This window comes from Pseudomonas sp. MWU13-2862, from assembly GCF_023242495.1.
GTDB lineage: Bacteria > Pseudomonadota > Gammaproteobacteria > Pseudomonadales > Pseudomonadaceae > Aquipseudomonas > Aquipseudomonas gingeri_D.
In genome coordinates, this window is record NZ_JALMEZ010000002.1 from 34,426 (window position 1) to 58,716 (window position 24,291).

The window sequence follows — 24,291 nt, forward strand, 5'->3', positions numbered from 1 at the left end:
GTTACCCGTCCTCGTATCGAACGGGTCATGAGCAAACCCGGCCCTGTCGGCAATCTCGATGCGGTCCAGTCCGTCAAAAAAACATAACCGCATAGGCTGAAGGCCCTTAAACGGGATAAGGCGTCATTTGTAGCGTAAGCGGCCAGGCAGGCGGTCCCGAAAATCCCTGTGTGCTCGACGATTCCCGGGCAGCTTCCTGACGGCCAGACCGCACAAAACCGATAGCAGAACAGTCCTGCTTTTGTGTAGGACGTCGCTGCACGCCTCCCGGCGCGTGGATCCGACACGCCTCGAGAAAATCCTCGAAGCCCTTAAAAGACGCGGGATAGAGCGGTTTTATAGAAACAAAAATGACCGCCCATCCTGGGACAATGTAAACTTAAAGATACTAATAACAATGATTATCATTGGTTTTCGTGTTTTAACTCGCTATCCTTCGCGTGCTTTCACTCAAGACCGTGCACAAGGAGTCAGACTTGAAAAATGGATACAGCAAGAAACCGCAAGCCCTGCTGAGTCGCTGGAGCGAAGCGCTCGGCACCCCTCTTTTCCAAGCCAACCACATCACTCTCGACGCGCTGGTCAACACCCTTGCACCTGCCGCCGAGCGCAGTTTCCAGCGCTTGATCCAGGCGCTGTTTCGCGAAGGTCTGCTGGACGCCGGCGCGCTCGAATACGACAAGCCCCCTCGATGCTGGTTGACCCTCGCCGACCGCACCCGCCTGTGCTTCGACCATCTGCTCCCTGGACGCATGAGCAGTTGGGACCTGCGGGGCGACATCACGGCGTACGGCGATGATCATCCACCGCACAAGATCCAGTTTCCCTCGGAGCTGCTGGGCCTGCTCAACCATGGCCTCGAGTCGCCTGCCGACGCCGAGGTGCTGCGCCGCCTCAACGAAGAACTCGACGACAGTTTCGCCAACGACACCCTGTGCCTGGCCTTCCACGAGCGCTGGACACTCCAGTTGCATGAATCCATGGACCCGGCGCACAGCGACAATCTGCTGGGCTGGCTCAAGGATGAGCCGAGCATCGCCAACCCCACTTCCCTGCTGGAACAGTGGGGCACGCTGGGCCATCCCTGGCACCCCAACTACAAGACCAAACTGGGCTTGAGCACGGACCAGGTCATCGACTTCTCACCGGAGTTCGAAGCCCGTTTCCCGGTGATGCTCTGCGCGTTGCACCACCAGTTTGCCCATGTCGAATCACTGGCCGGCACCGTGGAGTACTGGCAGTGGTGGCAAGCCCATTTCCCCCAGGCCGCACAGCAGTTGACCGCTGAATTAACTCGCCAGGGCCTTGAAGCCGGCGACTACCTGCCGCTGCCGGCCCATCCCTGGCAGGCACGCCAGGAGCTGCCGCAGACCTTCGCCAACGAAATCGGCGACCGCCTGCTGGTCCTGACCGATATCGTCGCGTTCACCGCCCACCCGACCATGTCGTTCCGCACCGTATTGCCCGAGGGCCGCCGTGACGCGCCGATGGTCAAGCTGCCGGTGTCACTGCGACTGACCAGCGTGCAGCGCACCGTTTCGCCACGCTCGGCACGCATGGGCCCGCGCATCAGCCACCTGATGCAAAGCATCCTGGCGCGCGAACCCGGGATCCGGAACATTCTCGACATCGTTCCCGAACGCATCGGTGTGCATTTCAAGCCGCAACCGGTTGACGACGAACGTTCCCGCCACCTGGCCGTACTGTACCGGGACAACCCGCTGAGCCAGTTGCAACCAGGCGAAATGGCTATTCCGGTCGGCAGTCTGTTTGCCATCGACCAGCACGGCCAACCGCTGTTGAGGCAGTGGGTGCGCCTGGCCAAGGGCACGGACGATAGCGCCGCCATGCAATCGTTCTTCCACGACTACGCGTCGATTGCGGTCCCTGCCCTGCTCGGCATGTACCTGCGCTACGGCGTCGCGTTCGAGGCCCACCAGCAAAACAGCTTCATGATCATGGCCGCGGACGGACAGTTGAGCCGCCTGTTGTTGCGTGACTTCGGCGATATCCGGATCGATCGCAAGACCTTGCACGCACAGGGCCTGGACATCGAACTGCATGATCCGAAGATGACCCTGTATGACGATGCCGGCTTCGTGCGCGACAAGCTGCTGCATACGGTCTTCATGTGTCATCTGGGCGAACTGGTGCTGCTCAGCGCCCGCCACTTCGACATCCCCCAGGCCCTGCTCTGGAGTGAACTGGCAACCCAGGTCCGCCAGTGCTTCGACGACTTGCGCGAGCAGGTCGAACCGCAGCGCTGGGCGACCGAGCGCCAGGCCCTGCTGGAACAGGACTGGCCCGCCAAGTCGTTTATGCGCATGCGCCTGCTCGAGAGTCACGCCGATATCGTCGGGCGCCTGCGCAACCCGCTGAGCGTCAACGCCGATGGCAGCTAACGACACGGCGCTACGGTTGCTGATCGGGATTCAACTGGTGTCCATGGGGGCCATGGAAATGAGCGGCCCCTTCTGGCCCCTGCAGATCCAGAAGCTGCTCGGTGCCGCCGGTGCCCAGTACACCGGCCTGCTGTCTTCGCTGGTGTACGCCGGGCCGATGATGGCGGCGATGATCCTGACCCCGATGTGGGGGCGACTGGGCGACCGCACCGGGCACAAGCCGATGATCATTCGGGCGCTGCTGGCGTTGGCGGTGTGCCAGGCGCTGGCCGCGATCACCTTCGATCCCTGGCTGCTGGTGGGCATCCGGGTGGTTCAAGGTGCCCTGGCCGGGTTTATCGCGGCGGCCCAGGCCTACGCATTGGCCTGCTGCGGCGCCGGCGGGCGGGGGCAGATTCTCGCCCGCCTGCAATCGGCCACGGCGGTCGGCTCGCTGGCCGGGCCGGTGCTGGGCGGCTGGTTGATGGATGTCTCGGGGTTTGCATTGCTGTGCTACAGCGCCACCGCGATTTGCCTGCTGTGTGCGCTGATCAGCCTGTTTTTGCCCAGCGACACACAACGTGTGCCATCCAAGCAAAAACCGGCGCACGCGGCGCTGCCCAAGGGTTGGCTGGGGGCCATGCTCGGGGTCATCGTCCTGATCCAGGCCGCCAAGATGATGCCGCAGCCGTTCTATGCCCTGTACGTGGCGGACGTCCTGCACGCGCCGGGATGGCTGATCGGCGCCAGCTATGCCGCCAGTGCCGCCACCCTCGCCTTGTCCGCGCCGCTGTGGGGGCGACTGTTCGACCGCCATCAGCCCGCGCACACCTTGCGTGTCATCGAATGGGTTGCCTGGGCCTGTGCCCTGACCCTGGCCTTTACCGCCGTGGCCGGCGAATGGATGGGCTTTCTCGCCAGCCGGCTGCTGTGGGGCGTGTGGCAAGGCGCACTGCTGCCCGTCGCCTACACCTTGATCGCCAACACCGTTGCCCCCAGCCAGCAAGGCTTTGCCCTGGGCCTGGGCAACAGCGCCGCCAAAGCCGGCGCGTTGTGCGGGGTTTTGCTGGGGGGCATCGGCATGGGAATCGTCGGCGTGGCCCACAGCTTCTGGCTCGTCGCCCTCACCTACGCCATTGCCGCCCTGGGTATCCGCGCCATCCGATCATTTTCACGAACGCCGGAGACCGGCGTTTTATCGACCCACACTTCTGCGAATCAAACAAAGAAAGAGCCATGAAAAAAATACAACTTTCCATCCTCCTGCCCTTTATCGGCTCGCTGAGCACACCGGCCTGGGCCGATCAGAGCGAACCCGCCCAGGCGGCACCCGGTACCCTGCAACTGCAGGAAATGGTGGTTTCCGCCACCCGCAGCGAAACCAGCATCGCCTCGATTCCAGGCTCCGTGCAGGTGATCAACGAAGAGCAGATCCGCCAGCAGACCGGTGCCGGTCGGCGGGTCGCGGATATTCTCGGGCAACTGGTGCCGGGCATCTCCCCTTCCACCGGTGGCATGAGCAACTTTGGCCAGACCCTGCGCGGACGCAACACCCTGATCCTGATCGACGGGGTCTCCCAGAACGCGACGCGGGACAACTTCCGCCAGCTCAACAGCATCGCCCCGGAAAGCATCGAACGCATCGAAGTGGTCTCCGGCGCCAGCAGCGTCTACGGTGCGGGCGCGTCGGGCGGCATCATCAACATCATCACCAAACGCAACAAGGGTGAAGAGCTGGCCTTCAGCAGCAAGATCGGCATGACCACCGGCAACAACCTCAACAACAAGGGTTTCTCCTACGAAGCCTTCCAGAGCGCCACGGGGCACAAGGACGCGCTGGACTGGTACGTGTCGGCCAACACCGTGCAACGCAACGACCAGTTCGACGGCAACGGCAACCGCATTCCCCAGGACACGTCCCAGGGCAGCAACATGGACACCAGCACCTACGACCTGCAAGGTCGTTTCGGCTACGCGCTGGATGCCGACAAGAAGATCAGCCTGTCGCTGCAGGACTACAAGGACCAACAGGACACCGACTACACCAAGGACCCGCGCATCACCAACAACGCCGTCGCGGTAAAAGGCCTGAAGCTGGATGACCAGCCCTACACCCATAACCAGGCGGTCAACCTCAACTACACCGACAAGGATTTCCACGGTCAGGGCCTGCAGGTCGAAAGCTACTGGCGGCGTGCCGATGCGCTGTTTTTCCCGGACCTGTCACGGGGCCTGGCCGGAGTCTCCGACAACAACAGCATCCAGGATGTCTACGGCCTGCGGGCGGCGATCGAAAGCAAGATGCCGGACATCGGCCCGGCCACCGGCACACTGGTCTGGGGCGCCGACTATGATCACGAAACCTCGCGCCAACGCGGCGATCAGTACCGGGTCAATGGGCTGACCTACACCAAGACCGGTACCACCTTTGAAATGGGCCCGGACACCGTGACCGCCACCAAGGCCATTTTCGGCCAGCTGTCCTACGACGTCGGCGACTGGACCTTGCGTGGCGGGGTGCGTCGCGAATGGATCGAGAGCGAGATCGCCGACAGCATCGCCTATGGCGAAATCGTCCAGACCGGCAATCGCGCAACGCTGCCCGGCGGCACCCTGAATTACAACGACACGCTGTACAACCTCGGGGCGGTCTATCACCTCAACGAAAACCAGGACCTGTTCGCCAACTTCAGCCAGGGCTTTTCCCTACCGGATATCCAGCGCTTCCTGCGTGACGTCAGCAGTACCTACAACATCCATGACCTCAACGCCCAGGCCATCAAGGTCAACAGCTATGAACTGGGCTGGCGTGGCAACTGGGACAAGTGGCAGGCCAGCGTCACCGCGTACGAAAACACCTCGGACGTCACCCAGTTCTATGATGCCAACAACCGCGTGCTGCGTCTGATCAACCAGAAGGAACGCGTGCGCGGCGTGGAAACCAGCCTGAGCTACAACGTGACGGATCAATGGTCGGTGGGCGGCACTTACGCTTACGCCAAGGGCGAGACCGATCAGAACGGCAAATGGATCGACCTGCCGGCCACACGCATTTCCCCGGCCAAGACCACCGCCTTCGTCGGTTATGAGCACGGCGACTACAACCTGCGCCTGCAAGGCATGCGCCTGTCGGACTACGACGCGGCCTTCAAGGACAACAACGGTCGCGATATCAAGGGCTACACGTTGTTCGACCTGCTGGGTTCGGTAGCGTTGCCGGTGGGTCGCCTGGAAGGTGGTGTCTACAACCTGGCGAACCGCAACTACCAGAACATGTTCGCCCAGGCCAATGCCCGCGCGCCTTATCCGAATGCCGAAGGCCGGACCTTGAGCGTGAGTTACGCGGTCGATTGGTAAAACCCGCCCGTGAAGGCGTCAGTCCTCAACCTTTGCAGGGGGCTGACGCCTCGCCTGCCCATAAGTCATTCTTCATATTCAGGGGGAGCATTCCCCGCCCTGGAACTGTCCTCTAGTGATCGGCAACTTTTTACCCTCACTGACGACTGGAGTTCTTCATGGCGAAAATCACCCTGGCCCGGCAATTGGCGACCACCCTTGAGCAGGCGGGCATCAAGCGCATCTGGGGCCTGACCGGCGACAGTCTCAACGGCCTGACCGACGCCCTGCGCACCATGGACAGTATCGAGTGGATGCATGTGCGCCACGAAGAGGTCGCGGCCTTCGCCGCTGGCGCCGAAGCCGCTGCCACCGGCGAATTGACGGTGTGTGCCGGCAGTTGCGGGCCGGGCAACCTGCACTTGATCAATGGCCTGTTCGACTGCCATCGCAACCATGTGCCAGTCCTGGCCATCGCCGCACAGATCCCCTCCTCCGAGATTGGCCTGAACTACTTCCAGGAAACCCATCCCCAGGAGCTGTTCAAGGAATGCAGCCACTTTATCGAGTTGGTGACCAACCCCGCGCAGATGCCCCAGGTGCTGCACCGCGCCATGCGTTCGGCGATCCTCAACCGCGGCGTGGCGGTGGTGGTGATTCCCGGGGATGTGTCGCTGCTGGAAGTGGAAGACAGCTTCAAACCCTGGCCGGCGCTGTTGGCGCCCCGCACCTTGCCGGCGGAACAGGACCTGCAACGCCTCACCGATATCCTCGAACACAGTCAATCCGTGACCCTGCTGTGCGGCAGCGGCTGTGCCAGCGCCCACGACGACGTGCTGGCCCTGGCCGACGCCCTCGCTGCGCCGGTGGTCCACGCCCTGCGGGGCAAGGAGCATGTGGAGTGGGACAACCCCTTCGACGTCGGCATGACCGGCCTGATCGGCTTCAGCTCCGGTTACCACGCGATGCTCAACTGCGACACGCTGATCATGCTCGGCACCGATTTCCCTTATCGGCAGTTCTACCCCACCGACGCAAAAATCATCCAGGTCGATCGTAATCCGCAAGCGCTGGGCCGACGCGCCACCCTGGACCTGGGTATCGCCGCCGACGTCAGCGAAACCATCCAGGCCCTGCTGCCGCGCCTGACCCGCAAGACCGACCGCAGCTTTCTCGAAACCTCACTCAAGCATTATGAGAAAGCGCGCCAGGGCCTCGATGAGCTGGCGCAACCCTCAAAGGCCGGTCGGCCGATCCACCCGCAATACGTCACCCGCCTGCTCAGTGAACTGGCCGACGACGACGCGATCTTCACCGCCGACGTCGGCTCGCCCACCGTCTGGGCCGCGCGTTACCTGAAGATGAATGGCAAACGCCGGCTGATCGGCTCCTTCAACCACGGTTCCATGGCCAACGCCATGCCTCAGGCTATCGGTGCGCAAGCGGCCTTTCCCGGACGCCAGGTGATTTCCCTGTCCGGCGATGGCGGCTTCAGCATGCTGATGGGCGACTTCATTTCCCTGGCGCAATTGAAGCTGCCGGTGAAAGTTATTGTCTACGACAACGCCTCCCTGGGATTCGTCGCCATGGAGATGAAAGCCTCCGGCTACCTGGACACCGGCACCGAGCTGAAAAACCCGGACTTCGCGGCCATGTCCAACGCCATGGGCATCCTCGGTATTCGCGTCGAGCAATCCGAAGACCTGGAACCGGCCCTGCGCCGCGCCCTGGCCCATGACGGTCCGGTGCTGGTGGACGTGGTCACCGCCACCCAGGAACTGGTCATGCCGCCGAGCATCAAGCTGGAACAGGCCAAGGGCTTCAGCCTGTATATGCTCAAGGCGGTGATGAGCGGACGCGGTGATGAGGTGATCGAATTGGCGCGGACCAACTGGTTGCGCTGATCCGGCCATTCAGTGACGGCGGCTGGCGCCGTAGCGGATGATCACCCGGGTAATCGCCTCGATAATCAGCGGGTCCGCCTCCGGCGCACTGAATAAACGGAACTCGGCATCGGGCAGCGGCGGCAAGCCATGCTCGGCGCCGAGGACTGCCAATCCCTGGGACACTTGGCTGAGGGTCATCGGCGCGATGGCAAAGCCTGCCAGGGCCGCAGCCTGCAACGCGGCATAGCTGGTGCAGAGCATGGCCGTGCGCTGGGTGATGCCGGCCTGGGCCAGACGCGTCAACGCGGCCTCCCGGTAAGGACAGGGTTCCGGGAACAGGGCCAGGGGCAAGGGTGTCGGCAAGGTGCCTAAAGGTTGTGCGGACCAGGCCCAGACCAGGGGTTCCTGCCATAACGCCAGGCCGGGCTCGCTGGACTCACACAACGAACCGACCACCAGATCCAGTTCGCCCTGCTTCATCAGGGTCAGCAACGAGCCGGGAATACTGACCTGCACCTTGAGCTGCATGCCCGGATAGTCGGCGGCGAAGGCCTGCAACTCCCGCAACAGACGGGCATCGGCGAACTCTTCCGAAACACCGATGCGCAAACTCCCTTGAAACGCCGAACGGGTCAGCTCGGCCCAGGCATCCCGATTGAGCGCCAGAATACCCCGGGCATAGGCCATCAACCGTTCGCCATCGGCCGTCAGTTGTTGGGAGCGGGTGGTGCGGGTGAGCAGCGGCTTGCCCACCTGCTCTTCCAGGCGCCGCAAATGACCGCTGACGGCCGACTGGGTCAGGTGCAGGCGGGCCGCGGCGCGACTGAAGCCGCCTTCATCCACCACCGCGACGAAGGTCTTGAGCAACAAGGCATCGAACATATGCTGATACGTGATCAATAAGTCTGTAAAACACGATTTATATTTCAAGTAGCGCTATGTTGCAATGCTCGGGTCTTCTCTCCCCTTCCCTGAGGCCCGCCATGACCGTCCTTCTGCATATCGAATGCTCCCCGCGCAAACAGCGCTCCGCCTCCCTGGAAATCGCCCGCCAGTTCATTGCTCGCTATCAGCGCAACGCGCCGGATACCCAAGTCGTCACCCTGGACCTGTGGAACCTGGACCTACCGGAGTTTGACGGGCCGGTGATGGATGCCAAATATGCCGGCCTGAGCGGCACCCCATTGACCGAGGAACAGGACGCCGCCTGGACGACCCTGAAAGATCTAGCGGCTCACTTGCATCAGGCTGACGTACTGGTGTTCTCCGTTCCGCTGTGGAATTTCGCAGTACCCTACAAGCTCAAGCACTTTATCGACGTGGTTTCGCAGAAAGACGTACTGTTTGAATTCAGCCCGGAACGCGGCCTGCGGGGTTTGCTGCATAACAAGACGGCCGTGAACGTGTATGCGCGCGGCATGGACTATTCCGAACCGACCGCGCAACCGATGGACTTCCAGAAACCTTATATGGAAGCCTGGCTGGGTTTTATTGGTGTGACCGACGTGCATTCGCTCTATGTAGAGAAAACCATTCTCGGGCCTGACGTTGATTTGGCCTCTCGCCAGAACACCACCGGACAGGCCCTGGCGCTGGCCGACCGACTGGCCTGATCGCAGGTAAAAAACAGACCCAGCCGAAACGGCTGGGATCGTGACACAGCAGAATCATCCCGCAATAATCGGCATCACGTCTTACTTGATAAAGCGTATAACACCCGCTAAAGCATCTCCATCCAAGTACAACTTTCCGATACTTATCTCTTAAATCAACCACTTATACAGTGAAAACGCCTGTAGTCCGCTTTTTATACTTCCCATCCCGCTGATCTCGCAGGTGTTGCCCTGCAAGACCGGTCGCCCAAAAAGTCGACCCGGTTGAGCGAGTACGGGCTATCCGTCGGTACTTCCAACGCTCGGTGGTTTATATCCAATAACAAGATGAGGTTGTATTTCTATGCGCGCAGACAACCATCTGCCCAACGGGGGGACTGCTCAAGGCGGACCGCTCAAACGTGAACTGGGTGAACGACATATTCGTTTGATGGCCCTCGGCGCCTGTATCGGTGTCGGGCTATTCCTCGGTTCGGCCAAGGCCATTCAAATGGCCGGTCCGGCCATCATGCTGTCCTATATCATCGGCGGCCTGGCGATCCTGGTGATCATGCGCGCCCTGGGCGAAATGGCGGTACATAACCCCGTCGCCGGCTCGTTCAGCCGTTACGCACAAGATTACCTGGGCCCGTTGGCGGGATTTCTCACCGGCTGGAACTACTGGTTCCTGTGGCTGGTGACCTGCGTGGCGGAAATCACCGCGGTGGCGGTGTACATGGGCGTCTGGTTCCCCGATGTGCCGCGCTGGATCTGGGCCCTCGCCGCCCTGGTCAGCATGGGCACGGTCAACCTGATCGCAGTGAAAGCCTTCGGTGAGTTCGAGTTCTGGTTCGCCCTGATCAAGATCGTCACCATCATTGCAATGGTGGTGGGCGGGATCGGTGTGATCGCTTTCGGTTTCGGTAACGATGGCGTGGCACTGGGGATTTCCAATCTGTGGAACCATGGCGGCTTTATGCCGAACGGCGTCACCGGCGTGCTGATGTCGTTGCAAATGGTGATGTTCGCCTACCTGGGCGTGGAAATGATCGGCCTGACCGCCGGAGAAGCGCGCAACCCGGAGAAGACCATTCCCCAGGCGATCGGCTCGGTGTTCTGGCGCATCCTGCTGTTCTACGTGGGGGCCTTGTTCGTCATCCTGTCGATCTACCCCTGGGGCGAAATCGGTACCCAGGGCAGCCCCTTTGTCATGACCTTCGAGCGGCTGGGCATCAAGACCGCTGCCGGCATCATCAACTTCGTGGTGATCACCGCCGCGCTCTCCTCCTGCAACGGCGGGATCTTCAGCACCGGGCGCATGCTCTACAGCCTGGCACAGAACGGCCAGGCGCCAAAAACCTTCGGCAAAACCGCCGGCAACGGTGTGCCGCGCAACGCACTGCTGTTGTCCATCGCGGCGTTGTTGCTGGGTGTACTGCTGAACTACCTGGTGCCGGAAAAGGTCTTCGTCTGGGTCACCTCGATTGCCACCTTTGGTGCGATCTGGACCTGGGCGATGATCCTGCTGGCCCAGCTCAGGTTTCGCAAAGGCCTGAGCGCAGCGGAACGTGCAGGCCTGAAATACCGCATGTGGCTGTACCCGATCAGCTCCTACCTGGCATTGGCGTTCCTGGTGCTGGTGGTGGGCCTGATGGCCTATTTCCCGGACACCCGCGTGGCACTCTACATAGGACCGGCGTTCCTGGTGCTGCTGACGGTGCTGTTCCATGTATTCAAGTTGCAACCAGCCAATTCCCCCCGAGGTGCGGTGCGCTTGGCCCCTTGATGGTGTAACGCGGGGAAAAACAGAAGCCTTGGCCAAAGGATCGCACTGCTGCTGCCCCAAGAGCAGCAGTGCGCGCTGGCGGCTCCCCATTGAATGCTGACGCATACCTCGTTTTTTCCGGCTTCCTGGCCCACCTGTACTAGCCTCTTGGACAGCTCAAGCATTTTCCTGGAAACGAGGAAGCCCGTATGCGCCTTAGAAATCTCAATGTAGCCCCGCGCTCAGCGCTGTTTTTCGCCTTGATCATTGCCTTGGTTTTTATCCTCGGCGCAGTCGCGGTGGTGCAGATGGGCGGCCTGCGGGACTCGGAAAAAGATGTCGAAGTCAATTGGATGCCCAGCGTCCGACAAACGGCATTGATGAGCCTTGGGGTGATGCGCCTGAGACTCGAGGTCCAGCGCAGCATTGCTGACCCCGAAGGTATTCAAAAGACGGCTGAAGCCTTCCCGGGCTTCCGAAAGGCTTTCATGGAGGCGGTGGCCAATTATGAGCCTCTGGTTGCGAGCGACCAGGAGCGCGCGCTTTATCTGAAGGTAAAGGCATCCGCCGAGGCGTACTCCAGGCAGTTGGACAGTCTCGAACCGCTGATGAAACGCGCTGACTTGCCCGCGATAGCCAGCCTGAATGCGACAAGCATCCGGCCTATCACCACCTTGATGGAGGGGCAGATCAAAGACCTGACCGACATCAATAACGAGGGCGCGGCACTTGCGGGTCGAAATGCAGCCCATCTCTACTCCACGGGACTTTGGCTGGTTGTCGGTCTGATTGCAGGTGTAGTGATTCTGACTGTCGGGTTGGCAATAGTTCTGACCAGGAGCATCACCTCCCCCATCAGCGATGCCTTGTCCGTCGCCGAGCGTATCGCCAGTAGCGACCTGTCAAAGGAAGTACGGGTGAGCGGGACCGATGAAGCCGGACGACTGTTGAAAGCACTGGCGCAGATGCAGAAAAACCTTCGCAATACCATTGTGCAGATCTCCGAGTCCTCCACCCAACTGGCCTCCGCGGCCGAGGAAATGACAGCGGTCACCGAGGAGTCCAGCCGAGGCCTTGTTGCACAGAACGACGAAGTCAATCAAGCCGCTACGGCCGTCACCGAGATGAGTGCTGCGGTTGATGAGGTCGCGCGTAACGCGGAGTCAGCCTCCGAAGAGTCCAGGCGCACCCAGGGCTTTACCGAGGTTGGCCTGAAGCGGGTGGCTCAGACATTGAAATCCATTCAAAAGCTGAGCGGTAATGTTGAAAACACCAGCGAGCAGATTCAAGGTCTGTCAAATCAGGCCCAGGGTATCAATAAAGTCGTCGAAGTGATTCGTGCGATCGCGGAGCAGACCAACCTTCTGGCGTTGAACGCCGCCATTGAAGCCGCACGAGCCGGTGAACAAGGCCGTGGTTTTGCGGTGGTTGCCGACGAGGTCAGGGCTTTGGCCCACCGAACCCAGCAATCGACCCAAGAGATCGAGCAGATGATTGCGGCGATTCAGAACGATTCGGAGCACGCCGTGGAAGCCATGAATACCAGCAAAGCATTGGCAACCGAATCCCTTGGCGTGGCTCAAGAAGCCAGTAGCTCCCTGGATCAGATTGCCAGCGCCATGATTCAGATCAATGAACGTAATCTTCTGATCGCAACCGCTTCTGAAGAGCAGGCCCACGTGGCCCGTGAGGTCGATCGCAACCTGGTCAGTATCCGCGAGCTTGCCGCACAGAGCTCCGCAGGCGCCAGCCAAACGGCCAGTGCCTGCAATGAGATGTCAAAACTGGCGGTCAATCTCAATCAGTTGGTGAATCGCTTCGTGGTGTGAAAGGCGGACCACTCAGGATTTGGCACCCAGTTCCGCGGAAATCCGCGCGGCGGCGCTTTTGATCTGCGGGATCAACTCGGCCATTTTCTCCAGTGGCATATAGGGCACCGTACTGGCGATACTGATACCGGCAACGATTTTCCGGCTGGCATCCCGTATAGGCGCGGCCACACAACGGATCGACGGTTCATTGTCTTCCAGGTCGAAGGCATAGCCCCCCGCCACATACTCCTGCATGCGCGCACGGAACTGCTCCCAGGTCTGTTCCACATGCTGGGGCCACAGGGCGTTCTTGCCGCCCACCGGCAGGCTGATCTGATACAGGCGCTGCCATTCTTCCGGCGAGCAATCGAGCATCAGCGCCTTGCCGATCCCGGTCCGCGCCAGCGGCATGCGATGGCCGACCCGCGAACGCATTTCCGGGCCATTGCGCCCCGGATTCTTGTGCAGATACAGCACGTCATCGTCTTCACGAATGGCCAGGTGGATGGTGTCGCCGGTCAGCGCCGACAATTCATCCAGGAATGGCGTAGCCAGGGTCACCAGCGGCAGGGCTTCGCGGGCCTGGAAACCCAGCTCGATCAGCTTCGGTCCCAACAGATAGCCGACTTGCGGCACCACCCGCAGATAGCGCTCGTCCACCAGGCAACTGGCCAGGCGATGGGTGGTGCTGCGCGTGGTCCCAATCAGCCGGGCAATCTCCTTGAGATCCCGGGCGCCGTTGGCCACCGCCTGCACCACGCCCAGGCCCCGGAGCAGCGTCTGGGTGCCGGTGGGTGCAGAGTCCTTGGCGTTTTTCAGGGTGTCGTCCAGCATATGCAGCCTTATAAAAGGGTCTACGAAAACGAAGGCCATTATGGCCGCTCACTGGCCCGCCTGCATGTCACTTTTCAGGCCTTCCGCTCACTGCGCCGAGAAGCGGATCAAGGTGGTCTGGCGATAGACCTCCCCCGCCTCGATCCAGGCCCGGGGAAAACCGGGTTGGTTGATGCCATCGGGACAGCTCTGGGTCTCCAGGGCAAAACCGGCCCAACGCGGATAAGGCTTGCCCGCCTTGCCCTGAGCGCTGCCGTCGAAGGCATTGCTGGTATAGAACTGCACCCCGGGCTCGGTGGTGTGCAACTGCAACCTGCGACCGCTTTGGGGATCGTGGATATCGACAGCCAATCGGCTCAGATCACCCTCGGCATCCAGCCTCCAGTGATGATTGAAGCCCTGCTGCGCGGCACCGCTGATGCTCAATTGCGGATGGTCATCGGTGATGTGCCGGCCAATCGGCGTGGCCTGGCGAAAGTCCATCGGCGTACCGGCCACAGGCGCCATCTCACCGCGGGGTATCAGTTGCTCCGTTACCGGCAGGTAATGGCTGGCATGGAGCGTCGCCACCTGCGAGAGGATATCGCCGTTACCCGCGCCGGCCAGGTTGAAGTAGGCATGCTGGGTCAGGTTGACCGCCGTCGGTGCATCGCTGACCGCCTGATACTCGATGCGCAGCTGGTTGTCATCGTCGAGGCTGTAGGTGACCTGGGTCCGCAGGTTGCCGGGAAAACCCATTTCGCCGTCGACGGACAGGTAACTGAGCTTCACACCCACCCAATCGCTGCCCTGGACGGGCTGCGCCTCCCAGACCTTCTTGTCGAAACCTTCGGGGCCGCCATGCAAGGCATTGGCGCCGTCATTGAGCGGTACCTGATAAATCCGCCCCGACAACTCGAACCGGCCTCCCGCCAGCCGATTGGCGTAACGCCCGATCAGCGCGCCCAGGTACAAACGCTGATGCCGCTGATAGCCCGCGATATCGTCGAAACCCAGCACCACATCCTCGTAGCGGCCGTTTCTGTCCGCCACCAGCAGCGCCTGGAGAATGCCGCCGTAGGTCAGCACACTGGCCTGCATGCCGTGACGGTTGCCCAGCTGGTACTTGTGCACCGGCGTACCGTCCTCCAGATGACCGAAGAGACTTTCCCGGCAGCTCAATTCCGGCACTGGCGTACTGTTCATCCCCGCGCCCTCAGCGTTGCTTGAGGCGGTCGATGATCACCGCCCCGAGAAGAATCGAACCGCGAATGACGTACTGGTAGAAGGTGTCGATATTCTTCAGGTTCATCGCGTTCTCGATGATCGCCAGAATCAGCACACCGGCAATCACATGGCGGATCAGCCCGATCCCGCCGCTCAGGGAAACCCCGCCGAGCACACAGGCGGAAATCACCGTCAGCTCGAAACCCTGGCCGATCATCGGCTGGCCCGAGGTCATGCGCGAGGCCAGGATCACCCCCGCCAGGGCCCCGATCAGCCCATGCACGGCGAAGATGATGATCTTGGTCCGGTCCACGTTCACGCCGGCCAGCAGCGCGGCTTCCGGGTTACCGCCGATGGCCATGGTGTTGCGACCATAGGTGGTGTAGTTGAGCAACCAGCCGAAAAAGATGAAGCACAGCACGGTGATCAAAATCGGCACTGGCACGCCGAACAGCTGGCCGTTGCCGAAGACGAAGAAGCCTTCGTCCATCACCCCGACGGCCTTGCCATTGGAGAAGATATAGGCCAGCCCGCGCACGATCTGCATGGTCGCCAGGGTGGTGATCAGTGCGTTGACCCGCAGCTTGGCGATCACGATCCCGTTGATCAGGCCCACGCACAGCCCCATGGCCAGCGCCGCCGAGACCCCGAAAAACACGCTGTCGGTATCACGAATGACAATCCCGGCCACCACCCCCGCACAGGCGATCACCGAACCGACCGACAGGTCGAAGTGCCCCGAGGCCAGGCAGAACAACATGGTGCAGGCGGCAATCCCCGTGGTGGAAATCGCCAGGCCCAGGCCGCGCATGTTCAGGGAGGACATGAAGTTATCGATAAACAGCGCGCAGAGCACAAAGATCCCGATGGCTGCGAGCAGCATCACCCAATCGTCGAAGAACTTGCGCTGATTGAAGCCGAGCCAGAATGCGTGTGTATTTTTGACCTGTGACATAGACACCTCAATAGGTTTTCAGTCCCGCGAACGCGGGAGGGCCAGTTGCAACAGACTGGCTTCGTCGGCTTCGCTGCGTAACCGTTCACCGGTAATCGCGCCTTCGCTCATGACCAGGATGCGGTCGGAAATGCCCATGACCTCCATCAGGTCGCTGGACACCACGATCACCGCAATACCCTGCTCGGCGAGGTTGTAGATGATCTTGTAGATCTCGGCCTTGGCACCGATATCGATGCCGCGAGTCGGCTCATCGAGCAGCAGCACTTTCATCGGCATCGACAGCCAGCGCCCCAGGATCGCCTTCTGCTGGTTGCCACCGGACAGGTAGAGGATCGGTTGGCTGGCCGAAGGCGTGCGGATATTCAGTGCGGCGATTTGCTGTTGGGCATTGTCCCGCTCCCAAGCGCCGCGGATCAGCCAGCCGAAGCCGGCGTGATGAGTCCGGGCGCTGATATTGATGTTCTCCGCCACACTGGCACGGGGCACGATGCCTTCCTTCTTGCGATCCTCCGGACACAGCAGCACCCCCGCCGCAATGGCATCGCGCGGCGATTTGAACGCCACCGTCTGCTCATGCAGCACCAGGCGTCCAGCCTTGCTGCGGGACAGGCCGGCCAACAGCCGCAAGAGTTCGGTGCGCCCGGCGCCGACCAGGCCGAACAGCCCGAGTATCTCGCCCTTGTTCACGCTGAAACTCGCCGGTTCCAATACGCCCGGCCCGAGCAGGCCTTCGACCCGCAGGGCCTGGCCACCTTGCGGGCGAGGACGGTAGTCGTAGATGTCCTTGATATCGCGCCCGACCATGCTGCTGACCAGCCGGTCGATGCTCAGCTGTTGCATGTCCTCGAAGGTGCAGACAAAACGGCCGTCCTTGAACACCGTCACCGCATCGCAGATGCGGAACACCTCTTCCATGCGATGGGAGACATACAGAATCACCCGCCCCTCATCCCGCAGCCGGGCAATGATCAGCATCAGCCGCTCGATCTCCCGCGCCGACAGGCTGCTGGTGGGTTCATCGAAGGCAATCACATGGGCATTACGCGACATGGCCTTGGCAATCTCGATCATTTGCCGCTGGCCCAGGGACAGGCTGCCCAACCGCGCATCGGGATCGATCTCGTCGGCCAGGCCCTTGAGCAGCTGGCGGGCGCTGCGCACCATTTCCCGGCGATTGACCATGCCCAGGCGCGAGGGCATGTGTCCCAGCAGCAGGTTTTCGGCCACGGTCATTTCCGGCACCAGATGCAGTTCCTGGTGGATCACCGCGACGCCATGGGCAATGCTGTCGGCCGCCGACCTGAAACTCATGACCTGCTCGCCGATCTGCAGGTTGCCGCTGTTGGGCGAATAGAACCCGCCGAGGATCTTCAACAGGGTCGACTTGCCCGCGCCGTTCTCGCCCATCAGCGCATGCACGCTGCCGGGCCGCGCCTCGAAACTGATCTGCGCCAGCGCCCGTACCCCGGGAAACTCCTTGCCGATGCCGTTGAAGCGCAGGCTCGCGGCCGCCTTCGAGTGTTCCAACATAACCTATCTCCCGCACCGGGCCGCGCACTGCGCAACCCACAGGGTGGACGTCAGGTGCAAGGTCCAGCCCTTGCGCCGAAGGCGTGTCATTTCCACAGCCCGATCTTGGTCAGCTCTTGCTGGAAGTTGGCGCGGGTAATCAAGGTCACGGTATCCAGGGCGGTGTACTTGGCCGGTTCCTTACCGGTGCTGACCCAGGTAAACATCTGGCTGGCGGTTTCATACCCCGAGGTATCGGGACTCAACAGCATCGAACCGTAGAAGCCGCTGTCGGCCTTCTTCAGCTCGCCGATGGCATCGGTGCCGTTGATGCCGACACCGATCACATTGGCCGCCTTGAAACCGGCGCTTTCGGTGGCCCGCACGCCGCCCAGTACGGCACTGTCGTTCATGCCGCCGACGATCAGGTTCTTCGCCGTGCCCGGCAGCTTGACCAGGGCCGAGTTGGTGGAGTCCATGCTGCCAGGGACATCGAGGGTTTTCTGCGCCGTGAAGAGGATATGGTCCGCCGGCAGGCCCGCGGCCTTGAGTGCGTCGACCGAACCGTCGGTGCGCTTCTTGCCGGTGTCCAGTTCGTCGAAGGTGTTGATCACCGCGTAAGTGGCGCTCCAGTCCCAGCCGCGTTTTTTCGCTTCATCGACCATCGCCGTGCCTTGCTTCTGGCCGATCTTGAACGCCGCCAGGCCGACATAAGGAACGTCTTCCATGGGCTTGCCGTGGGCGTCGACAAAGCGGTCATCGACGGCCAGGACTTTCAGGTCGTTAATCTTGGCCTTGGCCATGATCGCCGGGCCCAGAGAGGTGTCCGGCGGGCAGATGACAAACCCCTTGGCGCCGCTGGCGGCCAGGGTATCGATGGCCGCCAGGGTCTTCTCGCCATCGGGCACGGCGATCTTGATCACCGTGAAGCCCTTGTCCTTGCCGGCCTTTTCGGCAAAGGCCCATTCGGTCTGGAACCAGGGCTCCTCGGCCTGCTTGACCAGAAAGCCGATCTTCACTTCTTCGGCCGAGACCCAACCGCTGAAACTGCTGGCGGCGACCAGCGCGGCGGCGCAGGTCAGAGAGCGGATGTTGCGCTGAATAAACATAAGTAACCCTCTTGTTGTTATTGGTTCGTTATGTACGGGAAGACTGCCCGGCCCAACGGCCGGCTGGGTGTTACTCGTGGTAAAGCACCGAACGGCCGCCATCGATCATCAGGCAGGTGGCGTTGATAAATGGCGCCTCGTCGGTCGCCAGGAACAGCGCCGTCATGGCCACCTCGACCGGCTGGCCGATACGGCGTGGCGGGTGCAGGTCGAAGGCCCGTTGCCGTTCGGCGTGGGGATCATCGAAGCCGTTCCAGTAGTCGACATTGAGCTGGGTCTCGATATAGCCCGGGGCAATGGCGTTGACCCGAATGCCCTTGGGCGCGTACTCGATACCCAGCGCCCGCGTCAGCCCGAGCAGGCCATGCTTGGCCACCGGGTAGGGAAAGCAGCCCGGAATGATGTGGCTGGAATGGGTCGAGGCGATATTGATGATGTTGCCGATACCCTGCTCGATCATGTGCGGCAATACCGTGCGGCAACCGAACCAGGCGCCGTCCAGGTCGATGGCGAAGCAGCGGCGCCAATCCTCGTCGCTCATCTCCAGCGGATCGCGAAACACATTCACACCGGCACAGTTGACCAGTACATCAACGCGCCCGAACTTTTCAATGGCCAGGTCCACCAGGGAACGCCATTGCTCCTTGGAGGTAATGTCCACGGCCTGGGCATGGACCTGGGCACCACGTTCACGCCAGCGGGCCGCCACACGCTCGACTTTCTCACCCTGGATATCGCCGATCACCAGCCGCGCCTGTTGTGCCTGGAAGCAGGCGACAATCGCCTCGCCGATCCCCTGGGCCGCCCCGGTCACCACCACCACTTTGCCTTTCAGCCGGTCGCCGTAGGTGGGCTCCGGAACCTCGGGTAAAGACAACGCTTCAGCCATTTCAAAGACTCCTGCAAGTAAGATGTTCAGCCGGAAAAACGCTGGCAGGCCAAGCCTTTCACGCCAACGTCGGCCATCAATAACGCGCCGTCCAGAGCCCCATCTTTCCCTTCCCTGCTGCTCGCCGGCCGGGCGCTGGTGACGTAAAGCGTGGACAGATCGGGCCCGCCGAAAACACAGCTGGTGGGGTACTCGACGGGTAACTCAATGACCCGGTCGAGCGTGCCGTCGGGGGCATAGCGAATCAGGCAATGACCGCCCCAGCGGGCATTCCAGACATAGCCCTGGCTGTCCATGGCCGAACCGTCCGGCACACCACGGCTGGATGGTTGGCCCCAGGGGCTGCGCGCGCCCAGGGAACCATCGGCCTCGATGGCATAACGATAGAGTTGGCCATCAAGGCTATCGGCGCAGTAGAGCTGCGTGCCCGTGGCGTCCCAGAGCAAGGTGTTGACGATGCCCTGCCCCTCCAGCAAAGGAGTGACGCGAGCATCCGGATCGACCCGGAACAAGCCGCCTGAACGCCGGGTGATCGGCAAGTCGCTGCCATCGGCGGCCAGGTTGTTCTGCATGCTGCCCAACCATAGTCTTCCCTGCGCATCGCAACGGGCTTCGTTCGCACGGTTGCTGCTCACCGGGTCGGCCACGCAGAACAGGCTCAGGACCGGCTGCTGCGACGGCGAGTCGAGATCAAGGCGATAAACGCCACTGGCCAGGGTCACCAAGGCATCACCGCGCTCGCACGGGATGAATGCCGACACGGCTTCGGGCAACTGCCACTGCTGGTAGTGCCCGCCACTCAGGCGGCAGGCCAGCCGAGCGGCGATATCCACCCAGTACAGGGCCTGGTTCGGGCCGTCCCAGAACGGGCCTTCCGCCAACATGAAGCGCTGTTCGCTCACCGCTTGCCATTGCATGACTAATCCTCCTGTCTGATCCATGGCCTTACCACTCGGCAAAGCTGCCGTCGGCATGGCGCCAGATCGGGTTGCGCCAGCGGTGGCCGATGGCCGCGCGTTCGATGACGTACTCCTCGTTGATCTCGATGCCCAGGCCCGGGCCGTTGGGGATCTTTACGAAGCCCTTGTCGTAATCGAACACCCGCGGATCCTTGACGTAGTCCAGCAGGTCGTTGCTTTCGTTGTAATGGATGCCCAGGCTCTGCTCCTGGATAAACGCGTTGTAGCAAACCGCGTCCAGCTGCAGGCACGCCGCCAGCGCGATCGGACCCAGCGGGCAATGCAGCGCCAGGGCCACGTCATAGGCTTCGGCCATATTGGCGATCTTGCGGGTTTCGGTGATGCCGCCGGCATGGGAAGCATCCGGCTGGATGATGTCGACATAACCTTCGCTGAGCACCCGCTTGAAATCCCAACGGGAAAACAGGCGCTCACCCAGGGCAATTGGCGTGCTGGTCAGCGGCGCCAGTTCTTTGAGAGCTTCGTAGTTTTCGCTGAGCACCGGCTCTTCGATAAACATCAGCTTGTAGGCGTCGAGCTCCTTCATCAGCACCTTGGCCATGGGTTTGTGGACCCGGCCATGGAAGTCCACGCCGATACCGACATTCGGCCCCACCGCATCGCGCACGGCGGCGACGTTGGCCAGCGCCAGGTCGACTTTTTCGAAACTGTCGACGAACTGCAGTTCTTCAGTACCGTTCATTTTGACGGCGGTGAAACCCCGCTCGACGGCTTCCCGGGCAGCCCGAGCGGTGTCGGCCGGACGGTCGCCACCGATCCACGAATACACCCGGATCTTGTCGCGAACCTGCCCGCCCAGCAGATCGCTGACCGAGACCCCGAGCGCCTTGCCCTTGATGTCCCAGAGCGCCTGGTCGATCCCGGCCAGGGCGCTCATATGCACCGCGCCACCACGGTAGAAACCGCCGCGATAGAGCACGGTCCAGATATCTTCGATATTGCGCGGGTCCTTGCCGATCAGATAGTCCGACAGCTCATCCACGGCCGCCGCGACGGTATGGGCGCGGCCTTCGACCACGGGCTCGCCCCAGCCGGTCACGCCCTCGTCGGTTTCGACCTTGAGGAACAGCCAGCGTGGTGGAACGATAAAGGTGGTCAGTCTGGTGATTTTCATCGTGTTGTCTCTCTTGTTCAGAGGCAGCGCCCACGGCGCCGGAAAGTCTTAACGCAATGCGTTCCAGGCCTGCACATAAGCCTTGGCGCGGACAGCCACTTCGTCAGGTGTCAGGCCCGGCTTGAACAGCCCGGAACCGAGGCCGAAACCGCTGACGCCCGCCTCGACAAACACCCGCATATTGTCCGGTGTGATCCCGCCGACCGGGATCAGCAAGGTTCCTGCCGGCAGCACCGCCAGCCAGGCCTTGACCACCGCCGGGCCCATTTGCTCGGCCGGGAACATCTTCAGGACATCGGCGCCTTCGGCCAACGCGGCAAAGGCTTCGGTCGGCGTGGCGACACCCGGCGACAGGTACAGGCCCGCCGCCTTGGCCGCGCGCAAGACCTTGGGGTCACTGTGGGGCATGACGATCACCTGGCCGCCGGCCGCCTTCACTTGCCCGACCTGTTCCGGGGTCAGCACCGTACCGGCGCCGATCAGGCAATCGGCGGGCAACAGGCTGCGCAGGATGCGAATACTTTCGTAGGGTTCAGGCGAATTGAGGGGCACTTCAATAACGCGAAAACCGGCCTGGTAAAGCACCTCGCCGATGGCCGCCGCCTCCTGCGGACGCAGGCCGCGAAGGATCGCGATCAGCCCGTTTTTCGCCAGTGCTTGCTTGAGCATGTCAGACCTCCTGGTAGTTGAACGCAGACGCTCAGCCGAGCAGCCCGGCCGCTTCGGCCAGGTGCCATAACCCGCGCTCGGTGGCCTGTTCGGCCAGGCTCACCGGGGCAAAGCCGCAGGCATCGAGCGCCCGGCTGTAGCGGGCACAAAGTTGGGAATTGCCGATAAGAATGATCGAGGGCAAGTGGCTGCCGTTGCGTCGACGACGCTGTACGTCGGCGAGGGCCACGAGTTCGTGACCGATCAACAAACCCGACAGGTAGTCGACTTGCCCGGTGGCACTCAGCTCGCCGGTCAGGCCAAGGCTGCGGGCACTGAACAAGGTCGAAAGCGGGCCGATCTCGCCGTCAGTGGACAATGCCACCTGTACGCCGCGATCAAACGCCAGCCCATCAAAGGTCGCACCGCGTTGTTGAGTGCGGCCCAGAATGCTGTGTTCGCTGAGGATGGCGAACAACTCGCCGGTCATGAAGGTGTCGAAATGCACGATACAACCGTCGGCCACTTCGACCCATTTCGAATGGCTGCCCGGCAAGCCGATCAGCAGATTGTCGCCAGCACCCGCCGACAGGCTTTGCAGGACACCGAGGACCTGGGTCTCTTCGCCGCGCATCACATTCGGCAGCGGTGAGCGCTGGATGACGCCGGGCACGATATGCACCTCGACGCCGCGCAGGCTGCGCAGGGTTTGCAAGGAAGTACCGAGGTTGGCGACATTCGCCGGGGTGTCGCAGTAAGCGGCTTCGCGCCAGCCCTGGGCGCTGCCGACCATGCCACAGGCGATCACTGGCAGCTCGGGCTGCGCCTCCAGCCAGTCGCCGCAGGCGTCGTCGAACGCCAATTCGAAACCATCGGTGCACATCTGGCTGGCGATCATCCGCGGCCCACTGGGCAACTGCATGATCCCCGACGACAGCGAGCGCTGTTCGAGCACCTGGCCGCCAGCAGCGAGTTTGTAAGCCCGAAGTGAGGTGGTTCCCCAATCGAGCGCGATCAATTGCGCCTGCATCGCTTCACCTGAATTTATTTTTGGACAGTGAGTGCGTAGAGCTGATGGGGCGACTATAGACCCTGGCTTAAACAAATCTCAATATATATTTATACATCCCACATATAGGGATATTTGTTTTAAATTGAACGAACTTAACCAACCACTGCTTGGTGCCGTGGCTGGTCAGCTTTCCGAGGGTTTATGAGTGATCGCAGAATTGTGCGCGGGGCTGGAAATATGGCGTTTCGTAGATGAGCGCCGTCACCAGGACTCACGCTCGACGAGCGGGCATGCAACCCTGTGAGTCGAAGGGTCGTCCCGGCCTTGAATCACATGCTCGGCGGCACGGCGCCCCATCTCGTAGTACGGTAGTTGCACGGTACTCAGCGGCGGATAGAACAACTCGGCCACCCCGATCATGTTGTCGTAGCCAAGGACCGCCACATCCTCTGGAATACGCAGGCCACGGCTGAGCAGGTATTGATAGGCGACCAGCGCAATGCGGTCGTTGCCACAGATAAGTAGGTCAAACGCCGGCTTGCCCTCCGGGCCGCGCAATTGCTGTTCCAACGCGACCATTGTTTCCTGATAGGCGTCGTCGGTCGACAGATTGTATTGGGGAATATCGTCCGCCGACAGGCGGACCTCGGCGAGGGCGCGAACCAACCCGCGCTGACGCCACTCCCAGGCCAGGCTGCTTTGCGGCAGGCTGATGCACAGCGGACGCCGGTAGCCACGTTTCAATGCGTTTTTTACCGCCAGATACTGCCCCTCTTCATCGTCCGGTATGTAGCACGCAACGCCGGGTTCCGCACTTATGCAGTTGCTCAGCACCAGAGGCAGGCTGTGCAGTACCTGGGGGATTTCGACCGTGCGTAACTGCATGGCGCTGAAGATGATTCCGTCGGGCTGATGCGACAGCATCAGATCGATGGTTTGCTGGTCCGGCGGCGCTTCGAACACGTTGAGGATGAAAACGTTCCAGCCGTTTTCCCGTGCCGTGCGCTCCATTGAAAGGAGCATTTCCACGGCGAAAGGCGTTGTCGCGGTATCAAGCGCGAAGACGCCAATGGTCTTGCCACTGGAGTGACCACCACGGATCTTGCGAGCTGAAAGGCTGGGCACATAACCCAGGGTCTCAATCGCTTGACGAACCTTCGCCAGGGTTTCCCGGTTCAGTTTTTCCGGGGTGTTGAGTGCCCTGGAAACGGTCATGAAGGAAACCCCCGCCAGCCGTGCGACATCTTTAACTGAAGCCATT

General features: G+C 61.6%; 19 protein-coding genes. 7 read left to right on the top strand and 12 right to left on the bottom strand.

Features of this window, described 5'->3' with window-relative positions:
• Positions 1 to 476 precede the first annotated feature (476 nt).
• The 4 genes from M5C56_RS03680 (at position 477) to poxB (ending at position 7,621) form a co-directional block, all read left to right on the top strand.
• Positions 477 to 2,402, top strand: coding sequence for an IucA/IucC family protein (locus M5C56_RS03680; RefSeq protein WP_103496628.1), 1,926 nt, complete (start codon positions 477 to 479; stop codon positions 2,400 to 2,402).
• Positions 2,392 to 3,621, top strand: a complete 1,230-nt coding sequence (locus tag M5C56_RS03685; RefSeq protein ID WP_103496629.1) for an MFS transporter — start codon at positions 2,392 to 2,394, stop codon at positions 3,619 to 3,621. The genes M5C56_RS03680 and M5C56_RS03685 overlap by 11 nt, the downstream gene beginning before the upstream one ends.
• Positions 3,618 to 5,738 carry a TonB-dependent receptor gene (locus M5C56_RS03690; RefSeq protein ID WP_103496630.1) on the top strand — a complete coding sequence of 707 codons (2,121 nt, stop codon included), beginning with the start codon at positions 3,618 to 3,620 and terminating at the stop codon, positions 5,736 to 5,738. Before M5C56_RS03685 ends, M5C56_RS03690 begins: the two co-directional genes overlap by 4 nt.
• A 158-nt stretch (positions 5,739 to 5,896) precedes the next feature.
• Positions 5,897 to 7,621 (top strand): ubiquinone-dependent pyruvate dehydrogenase, encoded by a 1,725-nt coding sequence (gene poxB / locus M5C56_RS03695; protein WP_103496631.1) that lies wholly within the window; start codon positions 5,897 to 5,899, stop codon positions 7,619 to 7,621.
• Between the two features lie 9 nt (positions 7,622 to 7,630).
• Here poxB and M5C56_RS03700 read toward each other — a convergent pair whose 3' ends face one another.
• Positions 7,631 to 8,485, bottom strand: a complete 855-nt coding sequence (locus M5C56_RS03700; protein ID WP_103496632.1) for a LysR family transcriptional regulator — start codon at positions 8,483 to 8,485, stop codon at positions 7,631 to 7,633.
• A 101-nt stretch (positions 8,486 to 8,586) separates the two neighbouring features.
• On the opposite strand from M5C56_RS03700, the gene M5C56_RS03705 reads away from it, so the two are divergent.
• The 3 genes from M5C56_RS03705 to M5C56_RS03715 all read left to right on the top strand — a co-directional run bounded on the left by M5C56_RS03705 (position 8,587) and on the right by M5C56_RS03715 (position 12,789).
• Positions 8,587 to 9,216, top strand: coding sequence for an NAD(P)H-dependent oxidoreductase (locus tag M5C56_RS03705; RefSeq protein ID WP_103496633.1), 630 nt, complete (start codon positions 8,587 to 8,589; stop codon positions 9,214 to 9,216).
• A 343-nt stretch (positions 9,217 to 9,559) separates the two neighbouring features.
• The gene (locus M5C56_RS03710) at positions 9,560 to 10,981 is read left to right on the top strand and encodes an amino acid permease (RefSeq protein WP_103496634.1); all 1,422 of its coding nucleotides are present in this window, start codon (positions 9,560 to 9,562) and stop codon (positions 10,979 to 10,981) included.
• Positions 10,982 to 11,169: 188 nt separating this feature from the next.
• Positions 11,170 to 12,789, top strand: coding sequence for a methyl-accepting chemotaxis protein (locus tag M5C56_RS03715; RefSeq protein ID WP_103496635.1), 1,620 nt, complete (start codon positions 11,170 to 11,172; stop codon positions 12,787 to 12,789).
• Between the two features lie 12 nt (positions 12,790 to 12,801).
• Here the strand turns inward: M5C56_RS03715 and M5C56_RS03720 are convergent, their stop codons facing one another.
• The 11 genes from M5C56_RS03720 to M5C56_RS03770 all read right to left on the bottom strand — a co-directional run bounded on the left by M5C56_RS03720 (position 12,802) and on the right by M5C56_RS03770 (position 24,290).
• On the bottom strand, positions 12,802 to 13,605 hold the full coding sequence (locus tag M5C56_RS03720) for an IclR family transcriptional regulator (protein ID WP_103496636.1): 804 nt from the start codon (positions 13,603 to 13,605) through the stop codon (positions 12,802 to 12,804).
• An 87-nt stretch (positions 13,606 to 13,692) separates the two neighbouring features.
• Entirely contained in the window at positions 13,693 to 14,790 is a 1,098-nt protein-coding gene (locus M5C56_RS03725; RefSeq protein ID WP_103496637.1) for an aldose epimerase family protein, read from the bottom strand.
• A gap of 10 nt (positions 14,791 to 14,800) precedes the next feature.
• Positions 14,801 to 15,766 (bottom strand): L-arabinose ABC transporter permease AraH, encoded by a 966-nt coding sequence (gene araH / locus M5C56_RS03730; RefSeq protein WP_103496638.1) that lies wholly within the window; start codon positions 15,764 to 15,766, stop codon positions 14,801 to 14,803.
• 18 nt (positions 15,767 to 15,784) lie between these two features.
• Positions 15,785 to 17,299, bottom strand: coding sequence for an L-arabinose ABC transporter ATP-binding protein AraG (araG, locus tag M5C56_RS03735; RefSeq protein WP_247263056.1), 1,515 nt, complete (start codon positions 17,297 to 17,299; stop codon positions 15,785 to 15,787).
• An 86-nt stretch (positions 17,300 to 17,385) separates the two neighbouring features.
• Positions 17,386 to 18,387 (bottom strand): substrate-binding domain-containing protein, encoded by a 1,002-nt coding sequence (locus M5C56_RS03740; RefSeq protein ID WP_103494857.1) that lies wholly within the window; start codon positions 18,385 to 18,387, stop codon positions 17,386 to 17,388.
• Positions 18,388 to 18,457: 70 nt separating this feature from the next.
• Complete coding sequence (locus M5C56_RS03745; protein WP_103494858.1) at positions 18,458 to 19,276, bottom strand: SDR family oxidoreductase; 819 nt, start codon at positions 19,274 to 19,276, stop codon at positions 18,458 to 18,460.
• Between the two features lie 26 nt (positions 19,277 to 19,302).
• Entirely contained in the window at positions 19,303 to 20,193 is an 891-nt protein-coding gene (locus M5C56_RS03750; RefSeq protein WP_103494859.1) for an SMP-30/gluconolactonase/LRE family protein, read from the bottom strand.
• A gap of 28 nt (positions 20,194 to 20,221) precedes the next feature.
• Positions 20,222 to 21,370 (bottom strand): galactonate dehydratase, encoded by a 1,149-nt coding sequence (dgoD, locus tag M5C56_RS03755; protein WP_103494860.1) that lies wholly within the window; start codon positions 21,368 to 21,370, stop codon positions 20,222 to 20,224.
• Positions 21,371 to 21,418: 48 nt separating this feature from the next.
• On the bottom strand, positions 21,419 to 22,039 hold the full coding sequence (locus tag M5C56_RS03760; protein ID WP_103494861.1) for a 2-dehydro-3-deoxy-6-phosphogalactonate aldolase: 621 nt from the start codon (positions 22,037 to 22,039) through the stop codon (positions 21,419 to 21,421).
• Between the two features lie 31 nt (positions 22,040 to 22,070).
• Entirely contained in the window at positions 22,071 to 23,048 is a 978-nt protein-coding gene (locus M5C56_RS03765) for a 2-dehydro-3-deoxygalactonokinase (RefSeq protein ID WP_103494862.1), read from the bottom strand.
• Between the two features lie 243 nt (positions 23,049 to 23,291).
• Positions 23,292 to 24,290 carry a LacI family DNA-binding transcriptional regulator gene (locus M5C56_RS03770; RefSeq protein ID WP_103494863.1) on the bottom strand — a complete coding sequence of 333 codons (999 nt, stop codon included), beginning with the start codon at positions 24,288 to 24,290 and terminating at the stop codon, positions 23,292 to 23,294.
• Between the last annotated feature and the right edge of the window lies 1 nt (position 24,291).

Excerpts from the sequence above, each read along its gene's own strand:
- M5C56_RS03685 (WP_103496629.1), top strand. The coding sequence starts at position 2,392 with ATGGCAGCTAACGACACGGCGCTACGGTTGCTGATCGGGATTCAACTG.
- M5C56_RS03690 (WP_103496630.1), top strand. The coding sequence starts at position 3,618 with ATGAAAAAAATACAACTTTCCATCCTCCTGCCCTTTATCGGCTCGCTG.
- poxB (WP_103496631.1), top strand. The coding sequence starts at position 5,897 with ATGGCGAAAATCACCCTGGCCCGGCAATTGGCGACCACCCTTGAGCAG.
- M5C56_RS03700 (WP_103496632.1), bottom strand. The coding sequence starts at position 8,485 with ATGTTCGATGCCTTGTTGCTCAAGACCTTCGTCGCGGTGGTGGATGAA.
- M5C56_RS03705 (WP_103496633.1), top strand. The coding sequence starts at position 8,587 with ATGACCGTCCTTCTGCATATCGAATGCTCCCCGCGCAAACAGCGCTCC.
- M5C56_RS03710 (WP_103496634.1), top strand. The coding sequence starts at position 9,560 with ATGCGCGCAGACAACCATCTGCCCAACGGGGGGACTGCTCAAGGCGGA.
- M5C56_RS03715 (WP_103496635.1), top strand. The coding sequence starts at position 11,170 with ATGCGCCTTAGAAATCTCAATGTAGCCCCGCGCTCAGCGCTGTTTTTC.
- M5C56_RS03720 (WP_103496636.1), bottom strand. The coding sequence starts at position 13,605 with ATGCTGGACGACACCCTGAAAAACGCCAAGGACTCTGCACCCACCGGC.
- M5C56_RS03725 (WP_103496637.1), bottom strand. The coding sequence starts at position 14,790 with ATGAACAGTACGCCAGTGCCGGAATTGAGCTGCCGGGAAAGTCTCTTC.
- araH (WP_103496638.1), bottom strand. The coding sequence starts at position 15,766 with ATGTCACAGGTCAAAAATACACACGCATTCTGGCTCGGCTTCAATCAG.
- araG (WP_247263056.1), bottom strand. The coding sequence starts at position 17,299 with ATGTTGGAACACTCGAAGGCGGCCGCGAGCCTGCGCTTCAACGGCATC.
- M5C56_RS03740 (WP_103494857.1), bottom strand. The coding sequence starts at position 18,387 with ATGTTTATTCAGCGCAACATCCGCTCTCTGACCTGCGCCGCCGCGCTG.
- M5C56_RS03745 (WP_103494858.1), bottom strand. The coding sequence starts at position 19,276 with ATGGCTGAAGCGTTGTCTTTACCCGAGGTTCCGGAGCCCACCTACGGC.
- M5C56_RS03750 (WP_103494859.1), bottom strand. The coding sequence starts at position 20,193 with ATGCAATGGCAAGCGGTGAGCGAACAGCGCTTCATGTTGGCGGAAGGC.
- dgoD (WP_103494860.1), bottom strand. The coding sequence starts at position 21,370 with ATGAAAATCACCAGACTGACCACCTTTATCGTTCCACCACGCTGGCTG.
- M5C56_RS03760 (WP_103494861.1), bottom strand. The coding sequence starts at position 22,039 with ATGCTCAAGCAAGCACTGGCGAAAAACGGGCTGATCGCGATCCTTCGC.
- M5C56_RS03765 (WP_103494862.1), bottom strand. The coding sequence starts at position 23,048 with ATGCAGGCGCAATTGATCGCGCTCGATTGGGGAACCACCTCACTTCGG.
- M5C56_RS03770 (WP_103494863.1), bottom strand. The coding sequence starts at position 24,290 with ATGGCTTCAGTTAAAGATGTCGCACGGCTGGCGGGGGTTTCCTTCATG.